This window comes from Leptothermofonsia sp. ETS-13 (assembly GCF_049200465.1).
Taxonomy (GTDB): domain Bacteria; phylum Cyanobacteriota; class Cyanobacteriia; order Leptolyngbyales; family Leptolyngbyaceae; genus Leptothermofonsia.
The window spans coordinates 2,443,721-2,468,320 of sequence record NZ_CP120836.1 but is presented as its reverse complement, the minus strand read 5'-3'; the positions used below and the strand labels follow the sequence as shown (position 1 = coordinate 2,468,320).

At 50.6% G+C, this 24,600-nt stretch carries 19 protein-coding genes, 1 pseudogene and 1 riboswitch; of the genes and pseudogenes, 10 read left to right on the top strand and 10 right to left on the bottom strand.

The window, feature by feature from the left end:
• Positions 1-2 precede the first annotated feature (2 nt).
• Positions 3-1,169 (bottom strand): MGDG synthase family glycosyltransferase, encoded by a 1,167-nt coding sequence (locus P4D80_RS11070; protein ID WP_421659203.1) that lies wholly within the window; start codon positions 1,167-1,169, stop codon positions 3-5.
• 263 nt (positions 1,170-1,432) lie between these two features.
• Between P4D80_RS11070 and P4D80_RS11065 the strand changes: the two genes are divergently transcribed.
• Positions 1,433-2,083 (top strand): hypothetical protein, encoded by a 651-nt coding sequence (locus tag P4D80_RS11065; RefSeq protein WP_421659202.1) that lies wholly within the window; start codon positions 1,433-1,435, stop codon positions 2,081-2,083.
• 27 nt (positions 2,084-2,110) lie between these two features.
• Complete coding sequence (locus P4D80_RS11060) at positions 2,111-2,245, top strand: hypothetical protein (RefSeq protein WP_421659201.1); 135 nt, start codon at positions 2,111-2,113, stop codon at positions 2,243-2,245.
• Between the two features lie 31 nt (positions 2,246-2,276).
• On the opposite strand, the gene leuC is transcribed toward P4D80_RS11060, so the two are convergent.
• Entirely contained in the window at positions 2,277-3,680 is a 1,404-nt protein-coding gene (gene leuC, locus P4D80_RS11055) for a 3-isopropylmalate dehydratase large subunit (RefSeq protein WP_421659199.1), read from the bottom strand.
• Between the two features lie 384 nt (positions 3,681-4,064).
• On the opposite strand from leuC, the gene uvrB reads away from it, so the two are divergent.
• The 4 genes and pseudogenes from uvrB to P4D80_RS11035 all read left to right on the top strand — a co-directional run bounded on the left by uvrB (position 4,065) and on the right by P4D80_RS11035 (position 9,967).
• On the top strand, positions 4,065-6,128 hold the full coding sequence (gene uvrB, locus P4D80_RS11050; RefSeq protein WP_421659198.1) for an excinuclease ABC subunit UvrB: 2,064 nt from the start codon (positions 4,065-4,067) through the stop codon (positions 6,126-6,128).
• 304 nt (positions 6,129-6,432) lie between these two features.
• A complete protein-coding gene (locus tag P4D80_RS11045; protein ID WP_421659197.1) occupies positions 6,433-7,125 on the top strand; it encodes a histidine phosphatase family protein in 693 nt (230 codons plus the stop codon).
• A gap of 428 nt (positions 7,126-7,553) precedes the next feature.
• Positions 7,554-8,198: pseudogene (gene nuoB, locus P4D80_RS11040) on the top strand (NADH-quinone oxidoreductase subunit NuoB); the annotation flags it as partial.
• Positions 8,199-8,641: 443 nt separating this feature from the next.
• Positions 8,642-9,967 (top strand): glutamate-5-semialdehyde dehydrogenase, encoded by a 1,326-nt coding sequence (locus P4D80_RS11035; protein ID WP_421659196.1) that lies wholly within the window; start codon positions 8,642-8,644, stop codon positions 9,965-9,967.
• 15 nt (positions 9,968-9,982) lie between these two features.
• Here P4D80_RS11035 and malQ read toward each other — a convergent pair whose 3' ends face one another.
• Positions 9,983-11,521, bottom strand: coding sequence for a 4-alpha-glucanotransferase (malQ, locus tag P4D80_RS11030; protein ID WP_421659195.1), 1,539 nt, complete (start codon positions 11,519-11,521; stop codon positions 9,983-9,985).
• Between the two features lie 733 nt (positions 11,522-12,254).
• Between malQ and P4D80_RS11025 the strand changes: the two genes are divergently transcribed.
• The 3 genes from P4D80_RS11025 (at position 12,255) to P4D80_RS11015 (ending at position 14,833) form a co-directional block, all read left to right on the top strand.
• On the top strand, positions 12,255-12,683 hold the full coding sequence (locus tag P4D80_RS11025; RefSeq protein ID WP_421659194.1) for an NUDIX domain-containing protein: 429 nt from the start codon (positions 12,255-12,257) through the stop codon (positions 12,681-12,683).
• A 192-nt stretch (positions 12,684-12,875) separates the two neighbouring features.
• Entirely contained in the window at positions 12,876-13,286 is a 411-nt protein-coding gene (locus P4D80_RS11020; RefSeq protein ID WP_421659193.1) for a RidA family protein, read from the top strand.
• A gap of 494 nt (positions 13,287-13,780) precedes the next feature.
• A complete protein-coding gene (locus P4D80_RS11015) occupies positions 13,781-14,833 on the top strand; it encodes a Fe(3+) ABC transporter substrate-binding protein (RefSeq protein ID WP_421659192.1) in 1,053 nt (350 codons plus the stop codon).
• Positions 14,834-14,965: 132 nt separating this feature from the next.
• Here P4D80_RS11015 and P4D80_RS11010 read toward each other — a convergent pair whose 3' ends face one another.
• From P4D80_RS11010 to P4D80_RS10980, 7 genes are all read right to left on the bottom strand, one after another.
• Positions 14,966-16,312: a DUF4231 domain-containing protein gene (locus P4D80_RS11010; protein ID WP_421659191.1), complete on the bottom strand. Its 1,347-nt coding sequence runs from the start codon at positions 16,310-16,312 to the stop codon at positions 14,966-14,968.
• 56 nt (positions 16,313-16,368) lie between these two features.
• A complete protein-coding gene (locus P4D80_RS11005; protein ID WP_421659189.1) occupies positions 16,369-17,112 on the bottom strand; it encodes a hypothetical protein in 744 nt (247 codons plus the stop codon).
• Positions 17,113-17,122: 10 nt separating this feature from the next.
• Positions 17,123-18,721, bottom strand: coding sequence for an NAD(P)H-hydrate dehydratase (locus P4D80_RS11000; RefSeq protein WP_421659188.1), 1,599 nt, complete (start codon positions 18,719-18,721; stop codon positions 17,123-17,125).
• Positions 18,722-18,961: 240 nt separating this feature from the next.
• Positions 18,962-19,717 (bottom strand): hypothetical protein, encoded by a 756-nt coding sequence (locus P4D80_RS10995; protein WP_421659187.1) that lies wholly within the window; start codon positions 19,715-19,717, stop codon positions 18,962-18,964.
• Between the two features lie 445 nt (positions 19,718-20,162).
• Positions 20,163-20,384: a DUF4278 domain-containing protein gene (locus tag P4D80_RS10990; protein ID WP_421659186.1), complete on the bottom strand. Its 222-nt coding sequence runs from the start codon at positions 20,382-20,384 to the stop codon at positions 20,163-20,165.
• 82 nt (positions 20,385-20,466) lie between these two features.
• Positions 20,467-20,535, bottom strand: a riboswitch (Glutamine riboswitch).
• Between the two features lie 161 nt (positions 20,536-20,696).
• Positions 20,697-21,296 carry a hypothetical protein gene (locus P4D80_RS10985; RefSeq protein ID WP_421659185.1) on the bottom strand — a complete coding sequence of 200 codons (600 nt, stop codon included), beginning with the start codon at positions 21,294-21,296 and terminating at the stop codon, positions 20,697-20,699.
• Positions 21,297-21,623: 327 nt separating this feature from the next.
• Positions 21,624-22,628, bottom strand: coding sequence for a phosphoribulokinase (locus tag P4D80_RS10980; RefSeq protein WP_421659184.1), 1,005 nt, complete (start codon positions 22,626-22,628; stop codon positions 21,624-21,626).
• A gap of 662 nt (positions 22,629-23,290) precedes the next feature.
• Between P4D80_RS10980 and petH the strand changes: the two genes are divergently transcribed.
• Entirely contained in the window at positions 23,291-24,526 is a 1,236-nt protein-coding gene (gene petH, locus P4D80_RS10975; protein WP_421659182.1) for a ferredoxin--NADP reductase, read from the top strand.
• The last annotated feature ends 74 nt before the right edge of the window (positions 24,527-24,600 follow it).

Below are 24,600 nucleotides of genomic sequence, written 5' to 3'. Positions count from 1 at the left end.
TCTCAGGTTGTCTTAACGGATGTGCGATCGCCCCCCTTCGGGGTTCGCAACTGATTTAAGATAATATCGGCAATTTTCAAAGCTGCGTGAGGTTGTCCAATCTTGGGTGCCTGCTGACGCATGAAAGCCAACTGGTCTGGTTGATTGAGGAGGTGAAGTACTGCCGGCGGCACCATGCTCGGCAGGCGTAGTTGAATGCCTGCTCCCATCGCTGAGACAACATCGGCGTTCCATTCTTCCTGGCCAGGAAACGGATCAATAATGACCATCGGCGTTCCCCGGGCCAGGACTTCGCTGGTAATCAGCCCACCTGCTTTCGTAATCACTAAATCGCTTGCCACAACCAGATCATCCACATAATCAATCATTCCCAATTTGCGCAGCTTCATCTGTGCCCCATCAGTTAGATCTTCCAATTTTTCTTGCAGGGCTTCATTGCGCCCCGATACAACGACCAGCACACCGGAGCTGGGGCTTTCCAGCAACTTAGATACCATCAGGCGAACTCGCTTCGTCTGTAACCCTCCCCCAAACAGAGTAACAACTGGTACATCCAGGGGCAAATTGTGCCGCAGCCTCATTTCTTTCTGAGACTTTGGCTGAGTAATTTCTAACTTGACTGGAATTCCTGTGACATGGATAAGGGACGGATCAACCCCTCTCTGAATCAGAACTTCGGCGGTTAGATCACTGGGTAGAAAGTATCCTTTCACCCCTGCATTGAGCCAGGTACTATGAGCCATTACATCTGTAACTACAACGTAATGGGGCTGCGGCAGTTCCCCTGCCCGGTCTAGCAGTTGCAGGAGTCGGCTCGGAATTTGCTGCACGCAGATAATTGCATCGGAGTGGCTATCCTTCACTAACCGCTCCAGATCTTTGAGGAAAGGACGCTCGATCTTGGCAAATAACAAATTATCACTCATCGACTCTTCCAGGTCCTCAACGTCGCTGCCTTCGTAGATAAAGCGATAGAGATGGGGAACTCTTTCGCTCAGGCGCTCGTAGATAGTGGTAATGGTTTCCCGGAGGAGTGGACTGGCATGGTCAAAGGCATCCTCAATCTGGACTTCTACGCCTGGGTGGCGGGTAAATGCTTCACGCAGTGCTTTTGCTGCGCTAATGTGACCAGATCCCAGCGAAGCATACAGGATTAGAATTCGTGTCATGAGGCATCCTGAATGGATGAGCGGTAATTGTTATCTCAGGTGAGAAGTGAGAGGCGACAGGAAGGAAAAAAGCCTGTTGCCCTAAAAACGATATCCACTGTAGTGTAAACAATTCAGATATTTAGATGACATCCCTGTTTTAGAAGAAATATTCTCCAGCAGGGTGAGGGCTATACGCTGGGCACAAAAAATTAAAGGAGAGCAACCATCGCGTCAACCCCGTAAAATATGGATTCTATTTCCTGAATCATTGCCAACTGACCATGCTCCGCCAATTTTTATTGATTACCGCTGCTGTACTCATTCCACCACTATTAGCCAGCGCAACCTACGACCCCAATCTTACTGAACCGCCGGCACCCGGTTGGGGTCCCTGGCAACCCAGCACCGATAGTGAAAAAACCGATTATTCGGCGGGATTTTCTAACATCGAGTTAGAAGCTTTCTTAGACTTTCAAACGGCCTGCGCTCAATCTATTGGCGTGCCCGTAGCTCAACTTTCCTACTGGTTTCGCCTCAGCCATCTGATCGACCAGATTGGGACGGGCCAGGTAGAGTACGGCTGTCTGGTAGGAGGAAACATCACCAACTCACTGATCATAACCGCTGTCAAACGCAGTCTGAAAAAGGTCACCTGCTTGCAGGTAAACACAATGGATGGCAAGGGGCTACCCGTATACCGTGAACCCAGGCGAACTGCTCAACCAATCAAACTTTTGCCCAACTACTCGAAGTTAAACCCTGGCAATTTTCCCGCACTGGTCATTATGGCGGACGAACAAAATTGGGTTGCCATTGCTTCACCTATCAAAGGCTGGGTAATTCAGGGACCACCTGGAAGCCGGGGCAATCTGTGCCTGTGCAATGCACCGATCAAAATTCGCAGAGTGGAGGCGGCTGCTCTGACTCGTTGACGGCTGGAAGTTACTGATGAAGCATCTGTGGATGAGGAGGCACTGCGATCGACTGGGGTGGATGGCATTATGCAACTGCCCGATCGCAAACTGCATTTGTTGGTTGGGTTGAATGCTGACCAGCATGCGGAGGAGATGAAAAAGCAGTTGGCGAAGGTGTGAGGGTAGGTGCCAGGTATAAAGCTACCATCTTTCATATCAATTCCCGTACATCGGTCACTCGACCTGTCACCGCGGCGGCCACCACCATTGCCGGACTCATCAACAGCGTGCGCCCGGAGGCCGAACCCTGACGCCCTTTGAAGTTGCGATTGGAAGAGGAAGCACTGATCTGGCGTCCCTGGAGTTTGTCGGGGTTCATGGCAAGACACATGGAACAGCCCGGTTCGCGCCACTCGAATCCAGCAGCTTGAAAGATTTCGTGCAGTCCTTCAGCTTCGGCTTCTTTTTTCACCCGCTCAGAGCCAGGAACCACAAAGGCTTTTACCCCTTTTGCCACATGCCGCCCCTTAGCAAACCTGGCGGCTTCTCGCAGGTCGGAAATTCTGCCATTGGTGCAGCTACCGATGAAGCAGACATCCACTTTGGTGCCTTGAAGGGGGGTGCCGGGTTGCACATCCATGTATTCATAGGCTTCTGCTGCGATCGCCCGCTCCTCTTCTGGCAAATCCTCTGGAGTGGGTACTTTCTCATCCACCCCAATCCCCTGACCCGGTGTAATGCCCCAAGTAACGGTAGGTGCAATTTCCGCGGCATCGAAGACCACCACATCGTCGTACTCGGCATTGGGAGCGCTGGCGATACTGTTCCACCAGTCCACGGCTTTATCCCAATTGGTTCCCTGTGGGGCAAACTCTCTTCCCTTAAGGTAATTGAATGTCACCGAATCTGGATTGATGTAACCACAGCGGGCACCGCCTTCAATGGACATATTACAAATGGTCATCCGCTCTTCCATATTCATCTGCTTGATCGCTGTTCCGGCATACTCGTAGGCATAACCCACCCCACCCTTTACGCCTAATTTGCGGATAATGTGCAAAATCACATCTTTGGCATAAACGCCGGGTTGCAGGGTGCCATTCACCTCAATCCGGCGAACTTTCAGTTTCGAGAGGGCCAGAGTCTGGGAAGCTAGTACATCTCGCACTTGGCTGGTGCCAATGCCAAAGGCGATCGCTCCAAAGGCTCCGTGGGTTGAGGTATGGCTATCGCCACAGGCGATCGTCATACCGGGTTGAGTCAAACCCAGTTCGGGCGCAATGACGTGAACAATTCCCTGACTGCCGGAACCAATGTTGTAAAAGGTGATGCCATGCTCTTTGCAGCTTTGTTCCAATGCCTGCATCATCTCTTCCGCCAGGTCATCCACAAAAGGACGGGCCTGGTTAGTCGTTGGCACAATGTGGTCAACAGTGGCGATGGTGCGCTCTGGAAACAGAACTTTCAGGTTGCGATCGCGCAGCATTGCAAATGCCTGGGGACTGGTGACTTCGTGGATCAGATGCAGACCAATAAAAAGCTGAGTTTGTCCAGAGGGTAAAACTCCTACGGTGTGTGCATCCCAAACTTTGTCAAACAATGTCCCCTTGCTCATAAGTTTCTAATTGTAAATAGATTCGGTCTTCAATTCTATCAACTCTTTGTGGGCCTAAGACGAGAGCCGTGAATCGTCTGGAGAGACGTTTCACAGAATATAGCGGTAGTCATTATGGTTAGGACGGGGTGCAGGGGTGGAACCCCTGGCTGGGGGCGAAGCCCCCACTCCCTCTCTAATTCCAACGTCCTAACGCACCCGCGTAGAGCTATATTACTGAATGTCCCTCCGGACAAAAAATGGAACGTCTCTACGGACGAACCTAATATCTTTGAACCAGGACGGAGGCTGCGCTACCAGATCCTTTCATTTCTCCATTGCCCAATCTCTTTGGATCGCTACACTGAGAGGGTAGGTAGTTAACCGCAGAACTCCTTCAGCCCTATGCCCAAGTTTCAAATTGAAGCCCCTTTTGAACCGACTGGCGATCAACCCCAGGCGATCGCAAAACTCGTCCAGTCAATCAATGCCGGGCACCGTTATCAGACGCTACTAGGAGCAACGGGGACGGGAAAAACCCACACCATTGCCCGCGTAATTGAGCAGGTCGGGAGACCCACCCTATTGCTGGCCCATAACAAAACCCTGGCAGCCCAACTGTGCAATGAGTTGCGCGAGTTTTTTCCCCACAATGCCGTTGAGTACTTCATCAGTTACTACGACTATTACCAGCCAGAAGCCTACATTCCCGTTACAGACACCTACATTGAAAAGACTGCATCGATTAACGATGAAATTGATATGCTACGGCACTCCGCCACTCGATCGCTATTTGAACGACGGGATGTGATCGTGGTCGCTTCCATCAGCTGCATTTACGGTTTGGGAATTCCCTCGGAATATCTGAAAGCATCCATTCCCCTGCGGGTGGGGGTGGAAATTAATCCACGCCAGATCATTCGCGATCTGGTGTCGGTTCAGTACACTCGCAACGACCTGGATCTGGGCCGGGGTCGCTTCCGGGTGAAGGGGGATGTGCTAGAGATTGGTCCCGCCTACGAAGACCGCATCATTCGCGTTGAGTTTTTTGGTGATGAGATCGATGCGATTCGTTATGTCGATCCGGTCACAGGTGGTACCTTGCAAAGCATTGAAGCAGTGAATATCTACCCTGCCCGCCACTTTGTCACCCCAGAGGAACGCTTGCAGGCAGCCTGTCAGGCGATTGAAGACGAATTACGAGTGCGGTTGGAAGAACTGGAAAAAGCAGGAAAACTGCTGGAAGCTCAACGGCTGGAACAGCGCACGCGCTATGACCTGGAAGTGCTGCGGGAAGTAGGCTTTTGCAATGGCGTGGAGAACTATTCCCGTCACCTGGCCGGGCGTGCAGCCGGAGAACCCCCCGAATGCTTGCTAGATTATTTTCCGAAAGATTGGTTGCTGGTGATTGATGAATCCCACGTGACGCTGCCCCAGTTGCAGGGCATGTACAACGGCGATCGCTCTCGTAAACTCACCCTGATTGAACACGGATTTCGCCTACCCAGCGCAGCCGATAACCGCCCGCTCAAGGCAGAAGAGTTCTGGGAAAAGGTGAATCAGTGCATCTTCGTCTCGGCCACCCCCGGAACCTGGGAGTTGGAAGTTTCGGGTGGCGAATTTGATACCCGTGGCGATGAGAAGAAACCGTTGAAGGTTTACAAGTCGGGAACGGGACGGGTGGTGGAGCAGGTCATTCGTCCGACTGGGGTGCTGGATCCCGAAATTTTTGTTCGTCCCACCCAGGGACAGGTGGACGACCTCTACGGCGAAATTCAAGAACGGGTGCAACGACAGGAACGGGTGCTGGTCACCACCCTTACCAAGCGGATGGCAGAAGATTTGACCGAGTATTTCCAGGAGCGGGGAATCCGGGTGCGTTACCTGCACTCCGAAATCAATTCCATCGAGCGGATTGAAATTCTGCAAGACCTGCGGGATGGCAACTTTGATGTGTTGATTGGGGTCAACTTGCTGCGGGAAGGATTGGATTTGCCGGAAGTGTCTCTGGTAGCAATTCTGGACGCTGACAAGGAAGGGTATTTGAGGGCAGAGCGATCGCTAATTCAAACCATTGGACGCGCCGCCCGCCACGTGCGGGGGCAGGCAATTCTCTATGCCGATAACCTCACCGACAGCATGGATCGCGCCATCACCGAAACCAACCGCCGCCGCGCTATTCAACAGGCTTACAATGAGCAGCACGGCATCACCCCCCAGCCGATTGTGAAAAAATCCAGCAACTCGATTCTGTCGTTTCTAGAAGTCTCCCGTCGCCTCAATGCCCAGGAACTAGAGCTTGCCTACGATCAGTCGGCAGACATGCCACTGGAAGACATTCCTGAACTGATCACCCAGCTAGAAGCCCAGATGAAAGAAGCCGCCAAGAAACTCGAGTTTGAAAAGGCAGCGGAGTTCCGAGATAAGATCAAGCATCTGCGCGATAAGCTTCTGGGACATCGGAACTAGGAGTCTGCCAGGCAAATTTTGAAAGGTTTTGCAACCCTTCAAAACCCCCTAAATTGGTTTTTTCCAGGTTTAGATAACCAGGTTTAGATAACCAGGCAAGCTCCTTTGGTGAACTTCCTCCACTCCCCCCATCCCCCATTACTCACTTGTATGGCGTTGCTGAATTTGGGTATGAAATAGGTGCTGTATGCTCGAAACTTCGTTTCGATTCATACTGCTTTTCAGCACACCCTTGTATCGCCTGGAAACATTTCTATTGATGTTGAGGGTGTATTCTATTGAGATCACCTGGAACAGCATCTCTATGAATCAAATCTGGATTATCCGGCATGGGCAAAGCCTTTCCAATGCTGGATTATCAACGACGGGACCGGATGATAATGTGTTGACGAAATTGGGAGTAGCGCAGGCCGTTTATGCAGCGATCGCAGTTAAACAACCACCCAATTTGGTAGTTACTTCTCCTTATATCCGCACCCAGCTCACGGCCAGACCCTTACTTGAGAAATACTCTTCCACACCCGTTGAAACCTGGTCAGTGCAGGAATTTACCTACTTAAGTCTGTCACTCCAACGCACCACCCGCGAAGAACGAATTCCCCTTAGCGTTGCTTACTGGCAGCGTTGCGATCCGCATTATGTGGATGGAGAGCAGGCAGAGTCCTTTGTCAGTTTGATGAATCGGGCGCAAGAAACCCTGCATCGGTTGCGGCAGGCGCAGGGGTTTGTGGTGGTGTTCAGCCACAGTACGTTTATGAAAGCCTTACTCTGGCAAATTTTAGCCACTCCCCATGCTTTCAATGCCTCTGCAATGCGCCATTTTCACTGGTTTCATATGGGGTTTCGGGTACCCAATGCAGCCATTTTGAAACTGGAATTTGGCAAACAGGCTTCAGTACGCTGGAGCAATCTTCAGACCAGCCACATTCCAGAACATTTGCAAACCCCGAAACCAGAGCGGGCGATCGAGATAGCACTGGCCGATCAACCTTCTTGATGAACCGCCTATAATACAATTGTTACGAAAAGTATCAGTTCAATCATGGGCGATCGCAAAACAAATTGTGCTCTATACCCAGGCTTAAAGCAGGCATCTTTTACCCCCATCACCTAACCCTCCTGCCACCTGCAATACGACCATCCCTTCTATTGGTCGCCCCTTGTCCCATTTCTGTCCAGCTTTTCACCCTGAATTCAATTCAGGTCATTCAGAAAACGTCCCCTTCAGACTTGTAGATACAATCTGCAAACTGTTGTCGCTGCAATTTGTCAAAAACTTGGAGGTTTAGGTACCAAGGTGGGTCATAATACAGTTTCAGGTTACAGCGATAGCCACTAGGCTCAGGACGAGGTGCACTGGTGGAACCCCTGTCTGGGGGCAAAGCCCCTCTCTCTCTAATTCCAATGTCCTAATGCACCCGTGTAGAGCTATACAAATGGGCGCGGATGTCTAGCCTTTATCCTTTGATGTTCGGCACGGCCTGTTGCTTTATTGAATTCAGTGCCATGATTGGCTCTCGCTTCGATCTGGAACGGTTTGGCATTTTTCCCCGCATGACTCCCCGCCAGGCCGATTTAATGATCACAGCGGGCACCATTACGATGAAATACGCCCCGGCTCTCATTCGCCTCTATGAGCAAATGCCAGAACCCAAATATGTCATGGCAATGGGTGCCTGCACGATTACAGGCGGCATGTTCAGTGTGGATTCTCCCAGCGCTGTTAGAGGCGTGGATAAGCTGATTCCGGTCGATGTTTATATTCCTGGATGCCCTCCCCGCCCGGAGGCCATCATGGATGCCCTCATCAAGTTACGTAAGAAGATTTCGAATGAGAGCATGCAAGAAATGCACATTAAGGAGCAGACTCATCGCTATTACAGTCGCTCCCATGACATGACCATTGCGAACCCCATCCATGATGGAGACTACCTGAGGAAATTAGAGCAACAAACTCCTCCACCAAAAGAGCAACAAACTCCTCCACCAAAAATGATGGGTTCATCGGAGGAACCGTTTCCTTTACTCCATCAGCGGTTTTCTGTGGTTCAACTCCAGGAGGAAGCTTAGGGGAATCATTTGACAGATAAGTAACTGGACAAAATTAAATTGAAGATAGATTCAGGGATGGAGGGGGTGGAACCCCCTGCCTGGGGGCGCAGCCCCCATTCCTTTTTCTGACAATTAATTGGGTGGAGCTACTTAGTTCACGCTGAATGGTTTGATTTGAGCTGAATGCTGAGGGTCTTTGACCAATCAAAGTTTTCCTGACGGAACACCAGCCCTGGGGGTTTATGCTAGCCTATACCTTTCGGGGGAAAAGGGTTTCAAACGTTGGTTGTGTTCCTGACTCTGGACTTGAGCTGGTCTTGGGGCTAAAATTTCTAATTTCTTGGTGTATCGTTGACGTTTTAGGCCATGGGCTGCGTTGGTTGGTAGCAGTTTTTGTTCCCAATCAAAAAATCCTAGCTTCCTTTTAGAATTCCAATTTGTTCTCTGGTTTGAGAAAAATTATGACATTTTCATCGGTTGCTGATTCTAGCTCTGTGTCCGCAGCTTCGTCGTTGCTTCTTCTTGCTCAACAGACTCGCGATAGTGCTCGATCGCTCGCCACCCTACCAACTGAACAGAAGAATCAGGCATTGGAGGCGGTCGCCGATGCTCTGGAAATGGCTGCTCCCGAAATCCTGACTGCCAATCAGGTAGATTGCCAGGCTGCCAAGGATGCGGGAATTTCTGCTGCTCTCTACGCCCGGCTGAAGCTGGATGAAAGTAAGTTGAAGGGGGCGATCGTAGGCGTGCGAGATGTGGCTAAACTGCCCGATCCGGTGGGTGAAGTCCAGATCCATCGGGAGCTAGATCAGGGATTGGTTCTCAAGCGGATCACCTGTCCTCTAGGCGTGCTGGGGGTCATCTTTGAAGCTCGTCCAGATGCCGTCGTGCAAATTTCTAGCCTGGCAATCAAGTCAGGAAATGGCGTGATTCTGAAGGGCGGCAAGGAAGCGATCCGCTCCTGCGAAGCTCTGGTCAAAGCGATTCGTCAGGGGCTTTCCCAGGCAGGAATTGATCCTGCGGTTGTGCAACTGCTGACAACACGGGAAGAAACCCTGGAATTACTCAAGCTGGATCAGTATGTTGACCTGATTATTCCCAGAGGCTCCAATGCTTTTGTCCGGTTTGTCCAGCAAAACACGCACATCCCAGTCCTGGGGCACGCGGATGGCGTCTGCCACCTGTATGTGGATAGGGCAGCCGATGTGCAAAAGGCCGTCATGATTGCGGTGGATGCCAAGACTCAGTATCCCGCTGCCTGTAATGCGATTGAAACGCTACTCGTTCACCGGGCGATCGCCTCTGAATTTTTGCTGGAAGCGGTAGTTGCCCTTCAGATGAGAAAGGTAGAACTCCGGGGAGACGATCGCACCCGCGAAATTTTAAATATTCCAGCTGCTACTGAAGCAGACTGGACAACGGAGTATAGCGATCTGGTTCTGTCTATCAAAGTGGTGGATTCTCTGGAACAGGCGATCGCCCACATCAATACCTACGGCTCCCGCCATACCGAGGCGATCGCTACTGAAGACCTCCAGACCGCAGCCACCTTCATGGCTCAGGTCGATGCTGCGGGGGTCTATCATAACTGTTCCACCCGCTTTGCCGACGGTTTCCGCTATGGGTTTGGCGCAGAAGTGGGAATTAGCACTCAAAAAATGCCGCCTAGAGGTCCGGTGGGTTTAGAAGGATTGGTGACCTACAAATATCACCTCACGGGTGACGGACATATTGCAGCAACCTACACCGGACCCAAAGCAAAACCCTTTACCCACCGGGATTTGTGAGACCGATCTGGAAAGTCACAACCAGCTTGCCGGGGCACGTCCAAATAACCAGGTGAGGGTAGCCAGGCGATCGCGCACATCTTTCACAAGCTCCTCCTCACGGTAACGCCATTCCCAATTGCCCTCGGCAATGCTGGGGCGGTTCATACGAGCTTCGCTACCAGCTCCCATAATGTCTTGCAGGGGAATGATGGCAACATTGGCGATGGAACTCATTGCCAGCCGGATCAGATCCCAGTGAATGCCATCCTGACTGATCCCACCCAGATAGTTCAGAACATTTCGGCGTTCGTAGTCATTCAGGTCGTTCTCAAACCAGCCGACGGTGGTGTTGTTATCGTGAGTTCCCGTGTAAACGACACAGTTGCGGCAGAAATTAAACGGCAAAAAGGGGTTGGCCGGGTCAGAGCCAAACGCAAAATGAAGCACCCGCATACCAGGGAATTCAAAGCGATCGCGCAGGGCTTCAACCTCTGGCGTAATTACTCCCAGATCTTCTGCCATGATGGGCAGTTCACCCAACTCGTCTCTCAACGCTTCAAAAAACGCATATCCGGGTGCTTTTACCCATCGGCCTTTGATGGCAGTCGTTTCGCCCTTGGGAATGGCCCAAAATCCCTCAAACCCGCGGAAGTGGTCAATCCGAATGTAATCAACATAATCTCGCAGTGCCCGAAACCGCTGAATCCACCACTCAAAATTGGTCTTCTTCAGCCGTCCCCAGTTGTAAATGGGATTGCCCCACAGTTGCCCCGTTGCACTGAAGTAGTCAGGTGGCACCCCTGCCATCATTGCCGGTTCTCCAGTTTTGACATCCAGCGAGAAGTTGGCTGGATGAGACCACACATCAGCGCTATCATGAGCCACATAAATCGGGATGTCGCCTACGATGTAGATGCTGCGAGAGTTCGCATATTCCTTCAACTCAGACCACTGGCGGGCAAACTCGTACTGTAAAAATTTTTGGAAGAAGATCTCTCCTGTTAGCCGCAGACGGCATTTCTCAATCTCATCATGCTTGCGGTAGGCCAGTTCTGGCGCCCAGGTATGCCAGCTTGCTCCATTCTGGTCTTTTTTGATCGCCATGAACAGGGCGTAATCATCCAACCAGTAAGCCTTGCCCTGGCAGAACTGGTTAAATTCATGCCTTTGCTCCTCGGTTGCCGTCGTTCTGAAATTCTCGCAGGCTTTCTTGAGGAGTGCCATTTTATACGGCTCAACCTGTTCGTAATCAACGCGATCAAGAGAATATTGGGGGACATCAGCAAAATCTTCCTGATGAAGGAGGCCGCGATCGCGCAACAATTCCGGGCTAATCAGTAAAGGATTACCTGCCAGCGCGGAATAACACATGTAAGGAGAATTCCCAAACCCTGTTGGTCCCAGAGGCAAGACTTGCCAGAGTTGTTGCCCGGTTTCGGCTAAAAAATCAATAAATCGGCGGGCTCCTGGTCCCAAATCGCCAATGCCAAATGGGCTGGGGAAAGAAGTGGGATGTAGCAACACACCGTTGACTCTACAATGGGACAGGATCGGTTTAGAAGGAAGGTTCATAGGTACGGGGTCAGAGCGATAGGGTCAAGGGTACAAGGGATAAGGATCAAAAAGTTATCAATGGGCCACTTTTCAATCATGGGTAAATCCTCTGCCAGTCTCTAAGGAATCAGGCGACAGGTCAAGTTACCTGGATAGAAATCAGAATTAATCCAAAGGCAACCCAGGAAGAGAAATATTCAGTGATCTTCGATACTTTGCCTCCATTGGGATCACCGCTGCCCCCTGCCCCTCTCCCCTTTCTCACAAAGCTTCTTAATCTCATGACTGATTTAGGACTGCTAAGTAACTGGACAAAATTAAATTGAAGACAGATTCGGGGGTGGAGGGGGCGGAAACCTCTGCCTGGGGGCGCAGCCCCCATTCCTTCTTTTGACAATTAATTGGGTGGAACTCCTTATATAGCGTTCACAAATAGTTTGTGAACAAGGGGGGAAGCTTCGCCCCCACCAGGGGTTCCCCCCTGCACCCCGTTCAAATTTCAAGAAGGATTGCTATAACCAACTTCTGTCTGACGATTCCCTCGACTCCCTTTTCAGAAGGGACGCACAAGTTTGACAAACTCTGTTAGAGTTACGCACAAACCGGGAATGCTAATCCCATAGTCAATGGATACAAAAAGCTGTACCTCTAGATCCCTAACTTTGGTTAGAGAAGTTGGGGATCTTCCTACTATTTCCTACATCCTGATTCCTCCCCTCTGTTAGGTTTGGGAGACTCTTGCGGACATTGTATGACCTATCGCAACCCTGTGCCGACGGTTGATATCATCATCGAACTCATCGATCGCCCTAACCGTCCCATTGTTTTAATTGAGCGACTCAACCCTCCCTATGGTTGGGCCATTCCTGGCGGTTTTGTAGACTATGGCGAAACGATTGAAACAACCGCCCGACGCGAAGCCCAGGAAGAAACGGGATTGAAGGTGAATTTAGTTGAACAATTTCATGTGTACTCCGACCCAAACCGGGATCCCCGCCAACACACCATTGGAATTGTATTTTTAGCCAATGCTCATGGAGAGCCTCAGGCAGGAGACGATGCCAGACATTTGGGAGTTTTTGAAGTGACGGCTATTCCTGCTAACCTCTGCTTTGATCACAATAAAATTCTGCAAGACTATCTAAACTATCGCTATTACAGACAACGACCGCGATTGTGAGATTCAGGTGTTGAGATTCTCCCGGTTTGCCGGTGAAAGAGTAAAGCGATAGCCACCAAGCTTAGGAGACAGGGTGCAGGGGTTCCACCCCTGGCTGGGGCGAAGCCCCCACTCCCTCTCTAATTCCAGTGTCCTAACGCTCCCGCGTAGAGCTATATAAAGCACTTCAAAACTCATACCCGAACAACTGCCATGACTCGCAAAATCATCCGTACTGACTCTGCTCCCGCTCCTGTTGGTCCTTACAATCAAGCGATCGCCGCCAGTGGACAAATGGTGTTTGTAGCGGGGCAAATTCCCCTCGATCCAGTAACGGGGCAAATTGTGGGCGAAGGAGATGTTGCCCAACAAACGGAACGGGCGATCGCAAACATGAAAGCGATTTTGGAGGCCGCAGGAGCAACCCTTCAAGACGTTGTGAAAACCACCGTTTTCCTGGCAAATATGAATGATTTTGCTGCCATGAATGGAGTTTATGCCCGCTATTTTGAAGAAGCGATCGCCCCCGCCCGCGCCTGTGTCGAAGTTTCCCGTTTGCCTAAGGATGTGCTAGTCGAAATTGAATGCATCGCTGTCATCTATAGCGATAGCCACCAGGCTTAGGACGGGGTGCAGGGGGGTGGAACCCCTGGCTGGGAGCGCAGCCCCCACATCCTCTTAAAACCAATGTCCTCAGCAACCTGGTGACAGCTATAGCAATCCTATCTAGATTGTGAAAGAGTTTTCCGCCAGGGAAAGCCTTTCGTCACTCTCCCTCTTCACGAGGGATGCACGGTTGCTATAGATTGACAATTCTTCTCAAAAAAATGTGATGATTCAGGCAGTTTGCTACACTATGACGTTTGCAGTAGCCTCTTCAACATTTGAAGAAGTGAAGATCTGAAGGATTCGCCACCTTTAAAACTTGACAGGAGTACGGGTTTGTCATAAGTTCCTTATTGATAAAGCATTTCAATAGCATATTCCGAAAACCTGAGGGTTGAGCAACAGGTCCTAACGGAGGATAACGGCAGGGTCAGGTTTTGCTGCACTCTTTTTAGCGCTGAGCAATCAAGGTTTTCTGTACGGCTGACTATGTAGGAAAAAGGTTGAAGGAAATGACAATTACGAGACGCGTTTTTATCGCCTCTGGGGCAGCAATGGCAGCAGTGGCGTTTGATCAGTTAAGAAAGCCTGGGGCAGGGTTTGCTCAGTCAAACCGGGTCGTTAATCTCTATTCAGCCCGGCACTACGACACCGACACTGCAATCTATGACAGCTTTACCAAAAAGACTGGGATTAAAGTCAACCTGGTAGAAGCAGATGCAGACAAGCTGATCGAGCGGATTAAGAGTGAAGGAAGTAACAGCCCGGCTGATGTATTGATTACGGTAGACGCAGGCCGTTTGTGGCGGGCCCAAGAAGCTGGTTTATTGCAGCCAATTTCGTCCAACGTTTTGAAGACAGCCATTCCGGCAAATCTGGCTGAGCCACAGGGATACTGGTATGGCTTTACGAAGAGGGCACGCATCATCGTCTATAACAAAGACAAGGTAAAACCTTCAGATCTCTCAACCTATGAAGATCTGGCAAATCCAAAATGGAAAGGACGTTTGATCTCTCGTACTTCTAGCCATGTGTATAACCAGTCACTGACGGGTTCAATTCTGGCTGTCCATGGTCCCCAAAAAACGGAAGAATGGGCAAGGGGGATAGTTGCCAACTTTGCTCGTCCACCCGAAGGAAACGACACGGCCCAAATCAAAGCAGTGGCATCAGGAGTGGCAGATGTCACATTTGTGAATCATTACTATGTGGTTCGACTGATGAAATCGGAAAAGCCCGAAGATAAGGAAGTGGCTTCTAAGATTGGGGTGTTTTTCCCAAATCAAAAGGATCGCGGGACTCACATCAACATTAGTGGTGGTGGAGTTGTCAAGACTTCCCCCAATCGGGAAGCTGCCATCCAGTTTCTGGATTATTTGGCGAGCCCCGAAGCACAGGAAATTTTTGCCCGTAGCAACAATGAGTATCCCGTATTAGCGAAAGTTGCGCTTGACCCGGTGCTGGCCAGCCTGGGCAAGTTTAAGGAAGACAAACTCAATGCCGCCGTTTATGGTAAGAACAACGGTGAAGCATTGAAAATTATGGACCGGGCTGGCTGGAAGTAAGGAGGAGAGACGAGTGGATGAGTGGGAGGGTGGGGGAGTAAGGGAGTAACGGAGTGATGGAGTGATGAAGTAGAAGAGTGCAAGAGTGGGGAGTAAGGGAGTAGTGGAATAGGGGAATACCCCACCACCCCATCACCCAACTGGCTCACTCTCAATGGGCTGCTCCCCCGGAGTCGATGCAACTTCAGGAGATGGTTCGGTGAAAACTCCTGGTTCAGGCATGGTATCGACTTCTGCAAAAGTAGATTCTGAACTGTTTGCTTCTGATTCGGCTGGGGTGGGTGCATCCTGCCCCAGGTCTGATTGCACGACAGGGACCAGGGCAGGTTCCGGCACCACCGTATTTCTGGTAAATCGTAGCTGGAACTCTGGGTGCGGTGGATTGCTGGTGGCTGGAGTTGTTGCAGCCATACTGTCTCCTAGGACAGGCAGTTGTTTGTGGGTGTCTTTCCTTTCCTTATAAATTTCTGCTAGGGCTTCTCGCATTTCCTGGAGCCAGCCTGCATTCTCGGTTTGTAAAACTGCCTCAGTACTGTTTACTAAGGTTTCAACATTTGCCCGTTTTTTTCTGGCTTCGGGGGAGAGAGCGTGCCACCAAATGCGAATATCGTAAAGGTCTGATGCTGCTAGATTACATGAAATCACATTCGATTCGACCCGCTTGAATTCCAGAAAGCTGGTGAGGGAGATCGCTAGTGCATTGCTAACCGCCAACCAAATGTTCAAATTAATCGCGGCTAGCAGGGCCCCAATTCCACCGAGCAGAATAATTAATAGTTGGAAACGGCGCAGGTCTTTACCCAATCGGGCTGCCTTTTTCTGGTAATAGTCGAATTGGTCTTCAATCCGCCATTGCAGATACTGCTCTGCGGTCATGTTGTCAAAACCATTGTCACCCTTGGGCGTGCTGTATTGAGGGGGCAATTCTCCTTTGTAGGGAAGCAGGTCTGTCTGATTCACGGTGGTTTCCATCAACCGCCTGCTGATGATCTTCATCTTCTTCGCTAGCCTCACATCCCGTGTCTCAGAGGAGGTGATATTAGAGGGATTGTATTCTTCGACCTGCATCCGGTAACGATAAATTTCCTTCTTAATCGCCTCCGCACTACTCCGCAACATGACCCAGCTAATGCCCATGTTGAACTTTTCGGAGAAAGCCACCAATACGGTGACAATGATGGGAACGGCGATGACAACAAAGTGGAAGGCATCCAGGAATTGCTGTTTGCTGAACCAGGTTCCCATCCAGGCGGGAAACCCGATGTTGTCCGGGGCCAGGTAGCGCTCAACGGTGGAGTAGAGAACTGCGAGAGTGGTGGCAGCAACTCCCAGACCCAGGATCCACTTACGCTGCTGGACGAATCGACGCTGGGTAATCAGGGCATTTTTGTCATATTTCGCAAAGCGGAACCAGGCATCTTCAAGAATCTGGCTGCTTGCTGGAGAAGGCTGGTTGGTAGCAGAGAGTTCGGTAGGCATTCAAGGCTCCCTGGAGTCAGAAACAGTCTTTAAGAAGCTTATCCCCTGAAAGAAGATTATGGTTTAGGTGCAAAGATTTCTTCAATCATCTTGGCGAGAGTATCGGCTCCAGTATCCAGATCGATCGCCCGTACCAGGCCAGAGGCAACAATGGCTTCAGCCCGTGAATCGGTAATGTTTCCCCGCAGAGCTGTTGCCAGCACATCCGCTGTGCGCCCACTACCGGCGACCACGATGAGCGATCGCTCGGATTGAATACTTTGAGAAGCGTCGATCCAGGAAACCTCTCCCCCATTGATAAGTACGGTCACAGAGTCGGCAGCATCGCTGAGGGTGGTGGCAAGATTGGCAATCCAGGCAGATTCATCTCCCCAGGTTGAACCTGGAATCAATACAAAATGGGTGTGGTTAGGTTCTAATGGAGCCGCATCGGGGCAAGGTGCGCTCTGGCCGGGTAAGATGGCAAGACCAATGGGGATAACCCCCACCAGTGGAAACGTGCCACTCTCTTCCATCCGGGCCTGTCCCATCAGGCGCATCACTCCGGCATCAGTTCCCCCGTCAATTACGGTCGCCTGCCATTTCTCTGCCAGGGGTGCCAGGACTTCTGTAAATAAGCGGCGCACACGATTGAAGTCCGCCTGACTGAGCTTACTAGCACCGCCAATTACAACCAGAACGGGATGACGCCGCTCCAACCCCATTTCGCGCACCAATACTTGCAGGTCAACCGATTGGTCAACTTGCACGACTTCAGCGGTTGCCCCTGTGGGGAAGGTAATGGTGAAGGGTTTTTCCATGAAGAGCATCTTACTGGCGGTATACGGCGGCATCAACAAAAATTTCACCGGGGGTAATCATTTGTCGCAGAGCTGGAAGCAGATAGTGGGCCAGAGTAAAGGCATCAACCCCTAAGATGGTGCGTTCCTGCGCTGCCTGTATACCTGCCTGGGAATGCCACCAGGCCGCTGCCTGAACCGTATCAATGATGGCGGCAGGGTCTGAAGTCGTTTGTGCCAACAGCCCGCCCAGCAACCCGGTCAGCACATCTCCACTACCACCCCGCGCTAGGGCTGGCGTGCTATTTGGATTGATTCGAACAACGCCGGTGGAGTCGGCGATAGCGATGCGTGCCCCCTTCAATAAGACTACCGCCCTGCTTTGCGCGGCGGCGGCTCTGGCGGCTGTAACCCGACAATCCATGGCAGCACCCAGTTCGGGAAAGAGTCGCCTGAATTCTCCCAGGTGGGGAGTGAGAACGGTGGGAGCTTGCCGTTTCTGTAGGGTTGAAACGGTTCCCTGGGTTGCCAGAATATTGAGACCGTCGGCATCCAGAACCAGGGGGCAATCGCTTGCCAAAATTTGCTGCACTACAGGGGTTGCTTCTGTTGTTAATCCAGGTCCGGCGGCGATCGCCTGATAAGTACTCAAGTCAATTCCGTCCGGCAGATGGGCGATCGCTCCCGCCTCTGTTTCTGGGCAATCCAGTACCAGCGCATCGGGGATTTGAGCCGTCAGAATTGGTTTAAGTGTGGCTGGAACCGCAATCGACAGCATTCCCACTCCACTGGCACGGGCTCCCAACCCCGTCAGCACAGCTCCACCTGCATAGCGACGAGAACCACAGACTAGCAGCAAATGCCCCACCTTGTACTTGTGGGTAGCGGGAGGGCGGTTCAGTGGCAGGTGGGCGATCGCCATTTCTGGGGTAATCCGCTGTAATTTGGGAGAGTCCCCCAGCACGGTCAAAATGTCTGCCAGGGGAAGATCAAAATCAATCAGCTCGGCTTCTCCTATGTATTCCAGGGCCGGGTCTTGCAACAACCCCAGTTTCCACAATCCCAGGCAAAGTGTATGCGTGGCCCGAATTGCTGTACCCAGTACGGCTCCCGTATCGGTATGTAAGCCAGAAGGCAGATCAATACTGACAATTGGTTGAGGCCATGCGTTGACCTGATTGACCAGGGATGCCAGATCATCAGTCAGCGATCGCTCCAGCCCGAACCCAAACAAGCCATCAATCAGCCCATCACAATGCTGGAGCGTTTCAACCCCTTCCACAAAAGGAATACCCAAACTGGCGCAAAACCGCTGGTGTTGTCCGGTTAACTCCTTCAGCTTAGAGAACGGACAGTAAGCCAGCACCTCACATCCACGGAAGTGAAGCTCCCGTGCAACCACCAGGGCATCGCCGCCATTATGTCCTGGTCCGACCAGTACTCCTACCCGTTTCCCCGCTGCATAGGAGCCAATAGCCTCCAGACGACGAGCAATCAGACCTGCTACTTTCTCCATCAGCGCAGCAATAGGCATCCCTGCGGCAAATACCCGTTCTTCAATTTGCCGCATCTCATCAGCCGTTACAACAAACTGCTGAATCTGTTGGTTTCGTCGCTTACTGAATCTCAAAGTAGCTCGCCATCATTTCTCTTAGCTCTAGTCGATTAAAACAAAAGTTTTGAAGGGGGTGAAGGAGGTGAAACTCCCTTCTGGGGGCGAAGCCCCCACTCCCCCACGTTGCAAAATTTAGTGTTTGCAACACTAGTGGTTTGTCAGTATTAATTTTGCGTCCTGGATTGAGTTAGTGTGGTTATTTGTGAGTTGAAAACTCACAAAATAAGTTGTGACAGACCACTCGCCTCTCCCTCTTTACCGACTGTAATACACCCTTGAATCCATGCCCCCACGCCGGAGGTACTGATCAACCTCCTTTGCCTCACGGTAATCCCTAAAGGGACCAATTTCCAGATGCCAGCCCAGGGGGGCATCTTTTATCTGAACTGATTCCCGTCGGATGCCAAGCCGCATTGCTTGCTGGGCCAAATTTTCCAGATTTTCCTGCCTGCCAGGAACAATCACCACGTAAGGGCTGCTTTGGCTGGAGGACGAAGCAGGAGGATAGGCCATACTGTTGTAACCCATTTCAGCGGTAATCCCCTGCATCCGTAGGGTTTCAACTTGCTGCCGGGCGATTGCTTCATCACTGTAGGTGCCAACCTGGATGACAGGTCGCCCCTGGTACTGTTCGACAAAGGCCCTCGGTTCAACGGTTTGCACCTGTTGCAGCAGATAGGGGCTATCTCCATTTACATAGACCACATACCGCGCTGCATTCATTCCTTGGGTACCAGCAGGTGCCTGGAAGATGGCTTCTCGCTGAAAAGGAGTCGGGGCTAGCGGTGGTTGGGAATCTGGAATGGGGGGAGGTGGCGGAACTGATATGGAAGGTTGATTCGGGATTCCCTGGGGGTGGCTGGGTAAGGCCCCTAGCACCAATACGACGATCGCCAGGCTGCTTCCCAGCCCAATGCGGGCGATCGAAAACCGACTGTTAAACCGTTGCGGCGAATGGTGGAAAAGTGTTCTGGGACGTGTAGCGGCGTAGTACTTCCAATTACTGGACATGCTGGAAAACCCCTCCCATTTTCATGTTGCTGAAAGCCATGTTACACGCGGAATTCCAGGTGGTTCGACAAATTTGATTATGGAAGGTTAATAATATTCATTTATAGCTGTAGCAGTCCTAAATCAGTCGTGAGATAGAGAGGCTTTGTGAGAAAGAATTCCACAGGAATTTTTTCTCACAATCCAAATACGATCGCTATATAGCTACCGGTTTACGACGGGGTGCAGGTGGAACTCTGGCTGAGGCGCAACCCCATTCCCCCTGATCACCGTTAATTATGGCTACCTGACTTGAAATAGAGCCCTTAATTCCCGTGACTCTCTTTTTTATTTCGTAGTGCCATAGGCAGTTCATTGTGTCTACTCATACCTGAAGAAAAACGGCACGAGCCATGAGCCTCGCACCGCTTTCTACTCAATCAGAATCTGAATTCTTTGGCTTTTATTATCCATTAAGGGAGTAAGCTGCACCCCGATACATGAGCCTTGCAATCGGATGAAAGATCGATTGCCTAGTCGTTTCTTCAGGATTCAGCGCATAGGTTGCACCGCGATACCTCAAGTTATAGGTTCGGTGAGCTTCGTGAGCGACTGTTTCAGCTGCAGCCTGGGTTTGAGCTCTATCAGGAGTGTAATCGTAGGTGACTCCACGGTAAATCAGTTTCATAGTTTTCGCCTCTTTTTGAATTTCGATTTTTGAATTTCGAATCGATATCGGATCGTCTAGAGAGTATCGTCTAGAGAAATGAGGCGCGTTCCTTCGGGATAGCTCCCTACTTCCGTCTTCTTCCAATTTTTCCAGGAAAAAGATGAACGATTTGTTTTCTTTCTGTATTATATTTTACAGAATAGAAAATAAGTCTGCAATTTAGCAGAAATTTACAGTTTTACTGAACAGCAAAATATCAGGAGAGAGCAATCGCCCTCCCCTGATTTAGGGCCGTTTCTCTGAGTAGATGTTGGTTTGCCAGCCGCAGTCTTAGTCGATAAAGCCCATCAGAGTAGCAGCATCGTCGATCTCATTGGAAGCGATAGGTCGATTGCCGGGCAGACGGGAAGCAGACAGAAGTTTGGGATCGCTAGCCATAATTGGGCGATCGCCGGGAAGGATGGCTCCTTCAACGACGCGGAAGTCGCTCTCGAAAATTGGGCGATCGCCAGGAAGCAATTCCGCAACCTTTAGATTGCTGGCGACGATCGGGCGGCCATTCAGGTAAGAAGCATAAACCTGCAAATGGCTAGCTGCAATGGGACGGACACCGGCAACCGTAATTGTATCAACCACTTCAACCTCACTGGGCATTACAGGACGATTCCAAACTGTCAGAGAGGGCTGGCGAAGCTGAATTGCCCCTTCTTTTTGACCCGCTTCTCCCTGAACTGGACGAGCTGTAATTTTAACCACGTTATCTGTAGCCATATTGTCTTCCTCGCTTTCCTCTGAACGATCCACCATTGTTGGAACTTCAGCGCTTTCTGCTTGTGCCTCAGTATTTGCGCCTGCTGCCTCTGGGGAAGGTTGAGAGCTGCTCTTACTCCTACTGCGACCGTTTGCTTTGGCTGTGCTGTTAGCAGTCATAGCAATTACCTTCAAATTTCAAATCTGGCTTCATATCTGGAGAGCAGAGGTGCCAGGGCTCACCTCTGCCTAATCTTTTAGATTCAAATTTGGATTCAAATCTTAAGCAAATATTATAATGCAAATGCCCCTTCCCAGAAAGCAAATTCGAAGAAAGGGCAGGTCACAGTGCTTGAAGCAAGGGGGTGCGATCGTATCTCTCCATCACTCCACTGGGGAAGGGCTAGTACAGTAAAACGAAAGTTTTATTGGAGGTGCAGGGGTGGAACCCCTGCATAGGGGCGAAGCCCCCAAACCCCCATTTCGCAAGATTCAGTATTTGCCACACTAGACTCTAGCGGCGACTTTTACTTCCTTCGCCGTCAGGCGCTCGTAAGTCGCCCGCATCTTCAACCCAGTCAACACCTGAAATAGCCCCGTTCCATTATTGGAGCCCGGATATTCCCGGTGTTGCAGCAATAGCTCAGTCAGTTCACCCATATACTTGGCGGAGGTTTTGCTCAGGTGCTGTTCGATGTAAATCACCTCTTCAAGCTTGTCAAACTGACCGTCTACTTCCAGTACTGAGACACTGTGACCATAGTAGGTGTCGGGTCCGTAGTGCATCTTAATGCCGGGATAGGAGCAGGTCAGTTTACGACCACAGGGAATCCAGTCAATGGTTGAACCTTCGTCAAATAGATAAGCTGGCTCAAAGCCTTCTACTTCATCGCGCTGAATCATCTGCACCCGCAGTACTTTGCGCTCAGTGTCGTCCTTAATCAATTGGGTTGGGAGGACTTGAAGCACAACATCCGCAAATTCTTTCTGGGGATCAATATAGGCTTTAAAGTCTGGTTTCCGAGAATTAATGGCAGCTAACACATCTTCATAGGTATGGCCCCGCTCAGCCATGTCACGCTGGATCTTCCAGGCAATTTTGACCTCATCGCTGATGTCAAGGTAAACGCTGAAATCCAGCAAGCTGCGGACCCGCTCATCATACAGGGGATGTAAGCCCTCAATGACAACAATGTGGTTAGGTTCAACCAATTCAGGCGGGTCGATTTTACCAGTCTCGTGGTTATAGATGGGCTTGTTAATGGTTTCGCCACTCTTCAATGCTTTGATCTGCTCATACATCAGATCAAAGTTGTTGGCTTTGGGGTTTAAGGCGGTGACACCCTGCTCTTTGCGCTGTTTGCGATCCAGGCTGTGGTAATCATCCAGGCAAATAACAGTAACAAGTTCTTCCCCAAAGAGATCTGAAATTCGACGCAAAAAAGTGGATTTGCCGCACCCGGAGTCTCCGGCGACGCCAATCAGAACCACGCGGTCTGGCTTACTGGTCATAGGTTTCCTCTAAACAAAAAAAGATAACGGCTAACTGTGTCTGAAAGTAAGCTAAATCTGCGGTCTACGGGCTATCTCGTCGGTTCAAGAGGCAGTGCCCTTGGTCAGGACTCCACACATCTCCCAAGACTGTAAGCTCCCACGCAGCAAACTCAAGAGCGGAGTCAACCAAAGCAGGAACAGATAATTACTTTTATGTTCTACCAGATTGAATTCTGGAGACAACTCTAACCATGCCAATGTAGTTTACTGCAAGAAATCTGCCCTTTGTTGCTCAGGAAGAACCCCGGTTGTTCCGGTAAGTATTTACTACTACCATTGACGAGATCTTACCAAAAACGGGATCATCCTTACAAGGCTTGATTTGGAATTGCCAACGGGAGTGATTCAGAATTCTTGTGCGCGATCGCCCCCGGAAACAGCCTAAAATTGTCACAATCCTGACATTTCGTGGATGTCTTGTCCAGCTTCTTTTGTAAGCTGTAGTTCAGGGGCGATAGACTCTCCTGAGAGCTTGGTGATTGGCCTCGCTTATCACCAAAACGAAATCAGTATCCCAAAGATTTTGTTTGGACTGAAAAAGTAGCGTAAGTTATCTTTCACCAGCAAACCGGGAGAACCGGGCGATGTAAATCTAGGTTAGGTTCGGAGACTTTGAGCACATGTATAGTTCAAGCGCATCGGGTGGTGCCGCCAACACACTTTCAGGTAATCGCGTGTACCTCTACGAAGTAGTCGGTCTGCGTCAGAGTTTGGAAACTGACAAAACCAGCTATCCTATTCGTTCAAGTGGCAGCGTCTTCATCACAGTGCCTTACAACCGCATGAACGAGTTTATGCGGCGAATCACTCGGCTAGGTGGAAGGATTGTCAATATTCAGCCTTTGAATTCTGAAATGAATGGGAACGTTATCCCGGAACAGAAAGCTGGGGGGGGTAGATTAGAGACTGGACAGGGTAATCCAGCACAAGAAGAGAAGAGACCCATGACTCAAGCAAAGGCAAAGACTGATGTTCCGGTGAACATTTACCGTCCTAACAATCCTTTTATTGGCCGAGTCATTTCGAATGAGCCGCTGGTCAAACCAGGCGGTATTGGTATCTGTCAACATGTCAAGTTCGACATTTCGGGTGGAGATCTGCGTTACCTGGAAGGTCAAAGTATTGGAATTATTCCTCCCGGTGTAGACAAAAATGGTAAACCTGAGAAGCTACGCCTCTATTCGATCGGCTCAACCCGTCATGGAGATGACCTGGACGATAAAACGGTGTCGCTCTGTGTGCGCCAGTTGGAGTATAAGCATCCGGAAACGGGCGAAACAGTTTATGGGGTCTGCTCTACCTATATTTGCAACCTGAAACCCGGCGATGAGGTCAAGATTACGGGACCAACGGGTAAGGAAATGTTGTTGCCGGATGATGAGGACGCTAACATCATCATGCTGGCGACGGGTACCGGGATTGCTCCCTTCCGGGCCTACCTGTGGCGGATGTTTAAGGATGGTGAACGGGCGTTGAACCCGGAGTACCAGTTCAGGGGGCTGGCATGGTTAATCTTTGGGGTGGCAACAACGCCCAATATCCTCTATAAGGAAGAGTTGGAAGAGCTGCAGGCGAAGTATCCTAACAACTTCCGCCTGACTTATGCCATTAGCCGCGAGCAAAAGAATGCGGAGGGTGGCAAGATGTATATTCAACATCGAGTGGCAGAACATGCTGCTGAACTCTGGCAACTGCTCCAGAATGAGAAGACCCACACCTATATTTGCGGTCTGAAGGGAATGGAGGATGGTATCGACGAAGCCTTTACTAAGGAGGCTCAAAAGTTTGGCGTGGATTGGAAAGAGTTCCAACGGGAAATGAAGAAAGCTGGTCGCTGGCACGTGGAAACCTACTAGCGTTGCAAACACTAGTCGCCTTTGGCGTAATTAATGTAACTCCTGACCATTGATGGATGAGTGAATGGGTGGAT

Bases quoted from the DNA above. Each gene is read 5' to 3' on its own strand.
- P4D80_RS11015 (WP_421659192.1), top strand. From the start codon at position 13,781: ATGACAATTACGAGACGCGTTTTTATCGCCTCTGGGGCAGCAATGGCA.
- P4D80_RS11020 (WP_421659193.1), top strand. From the start codon at position 12,876: ATGACTCGCAAAATCATCCGTACTGACTCTGCTCCCGCTCCTGTTGGT.
- uvrB (WP_421659198.1), top strand. From the start codon at position 4,065: ATGCCCAAGTTTCAAATTGAAGCCCCTTTTGAACCGACTGGCGATCAA.
- P4D80_RS10980 (WP_421659184.1), bottom strand. From the start codon at position 22,628: ATGACCAGTAAGCCAGACCGCGTGGTTCTGATTGGCGTCGCCGGAGAC.
- leuC (WP_421659199.1), bottom strand. From the start codon at position 3,680: ATGAGCAAGGGGACATTGTTTGACAAAGTTTGGGATGCACACACCGTA.
- P4D80_RS11035 (WP_421659196.1), top strand. From the start codon at position 8,642: ATGACATTTTCATCGGTTGCTGATTCTAGCTCTGTGTCCGCAGCTTCG.
- P4D80_RS11045 (WP_421659197.1), top strand. From the start codon at position 6,433: ATGAATCAAATCTGGATTATCCGGCATGGGCAAAGCCTTTCCAATGCT.
- petH (WP_421659182.1), top strand. From the start codon at position 23,291: ATGTATAGTTCAAGCGCATCGGGTGGTGCCGCCAACACACTTTCAGGT.
- P4D80_RS10990 (WP_421659186.1), bottom strand. From the start codon at position 20,384: ATGAAACTGATTTACCGTGGAGTCACCTACGATTACACTCCTGATAGA.
- P4D80_RS10985 (WP_421659185.1), bottom strand. From the start codon at position 21,296: ATGACTGCTAACAGCACAGCCAAAGCAAACGGTCGCAGTAGGAGTAAG.
- P4D80_RS11005 (WP_421659189.1), bottom strand. From the start codon at position 17,112: ATGGAAAAACCCTTCACCATTACCTTCCCCACAGGGGCAACCGCTGAA.
- malQ (WP_421659195.1), bottom strand. From the start codon at position 11,521: ATGAACCTTCCTTCTAAACCGATCCTGTCCCATTGTAGAGTCAACGGT.
- P4D80_RS11070 (WP_421659203.1), bottom strand. From the start codon at position 1,169: ATGACACGAATTCTAATCCTGTATGCTTCGCTGGGATCTGGTCACATT.
- P4D80_RS10995 (WP_421659187.1), bottom strand. From the start codon at position 19,717: ATGTCCAGTAATTGGAAGTACTACGCCGCTACACGTCCCAGAACACTT.
- P4D80_RS11065 (WP_421659202.1), top strand. From the start codon at position 1,433: ATGCTCCGCCAATTTTTATTGATTACCGCTGCTGTACTCATTCCACCA.
- P4D80_RS11025 (WP_421659194.1), top strand. From the start codon at position 12,255: ATGACCTATCGCAACCCTGTGCCGACGGTTGATATCATCATCGAACTC.
- P4D80_RS11010 (WP_421659191.1), bottom strand. From the start codon at position 16,312: ATGCCTACCGAACTCTCTGCTACCAACCAGCCTTCTCCAGCAAGCAGC.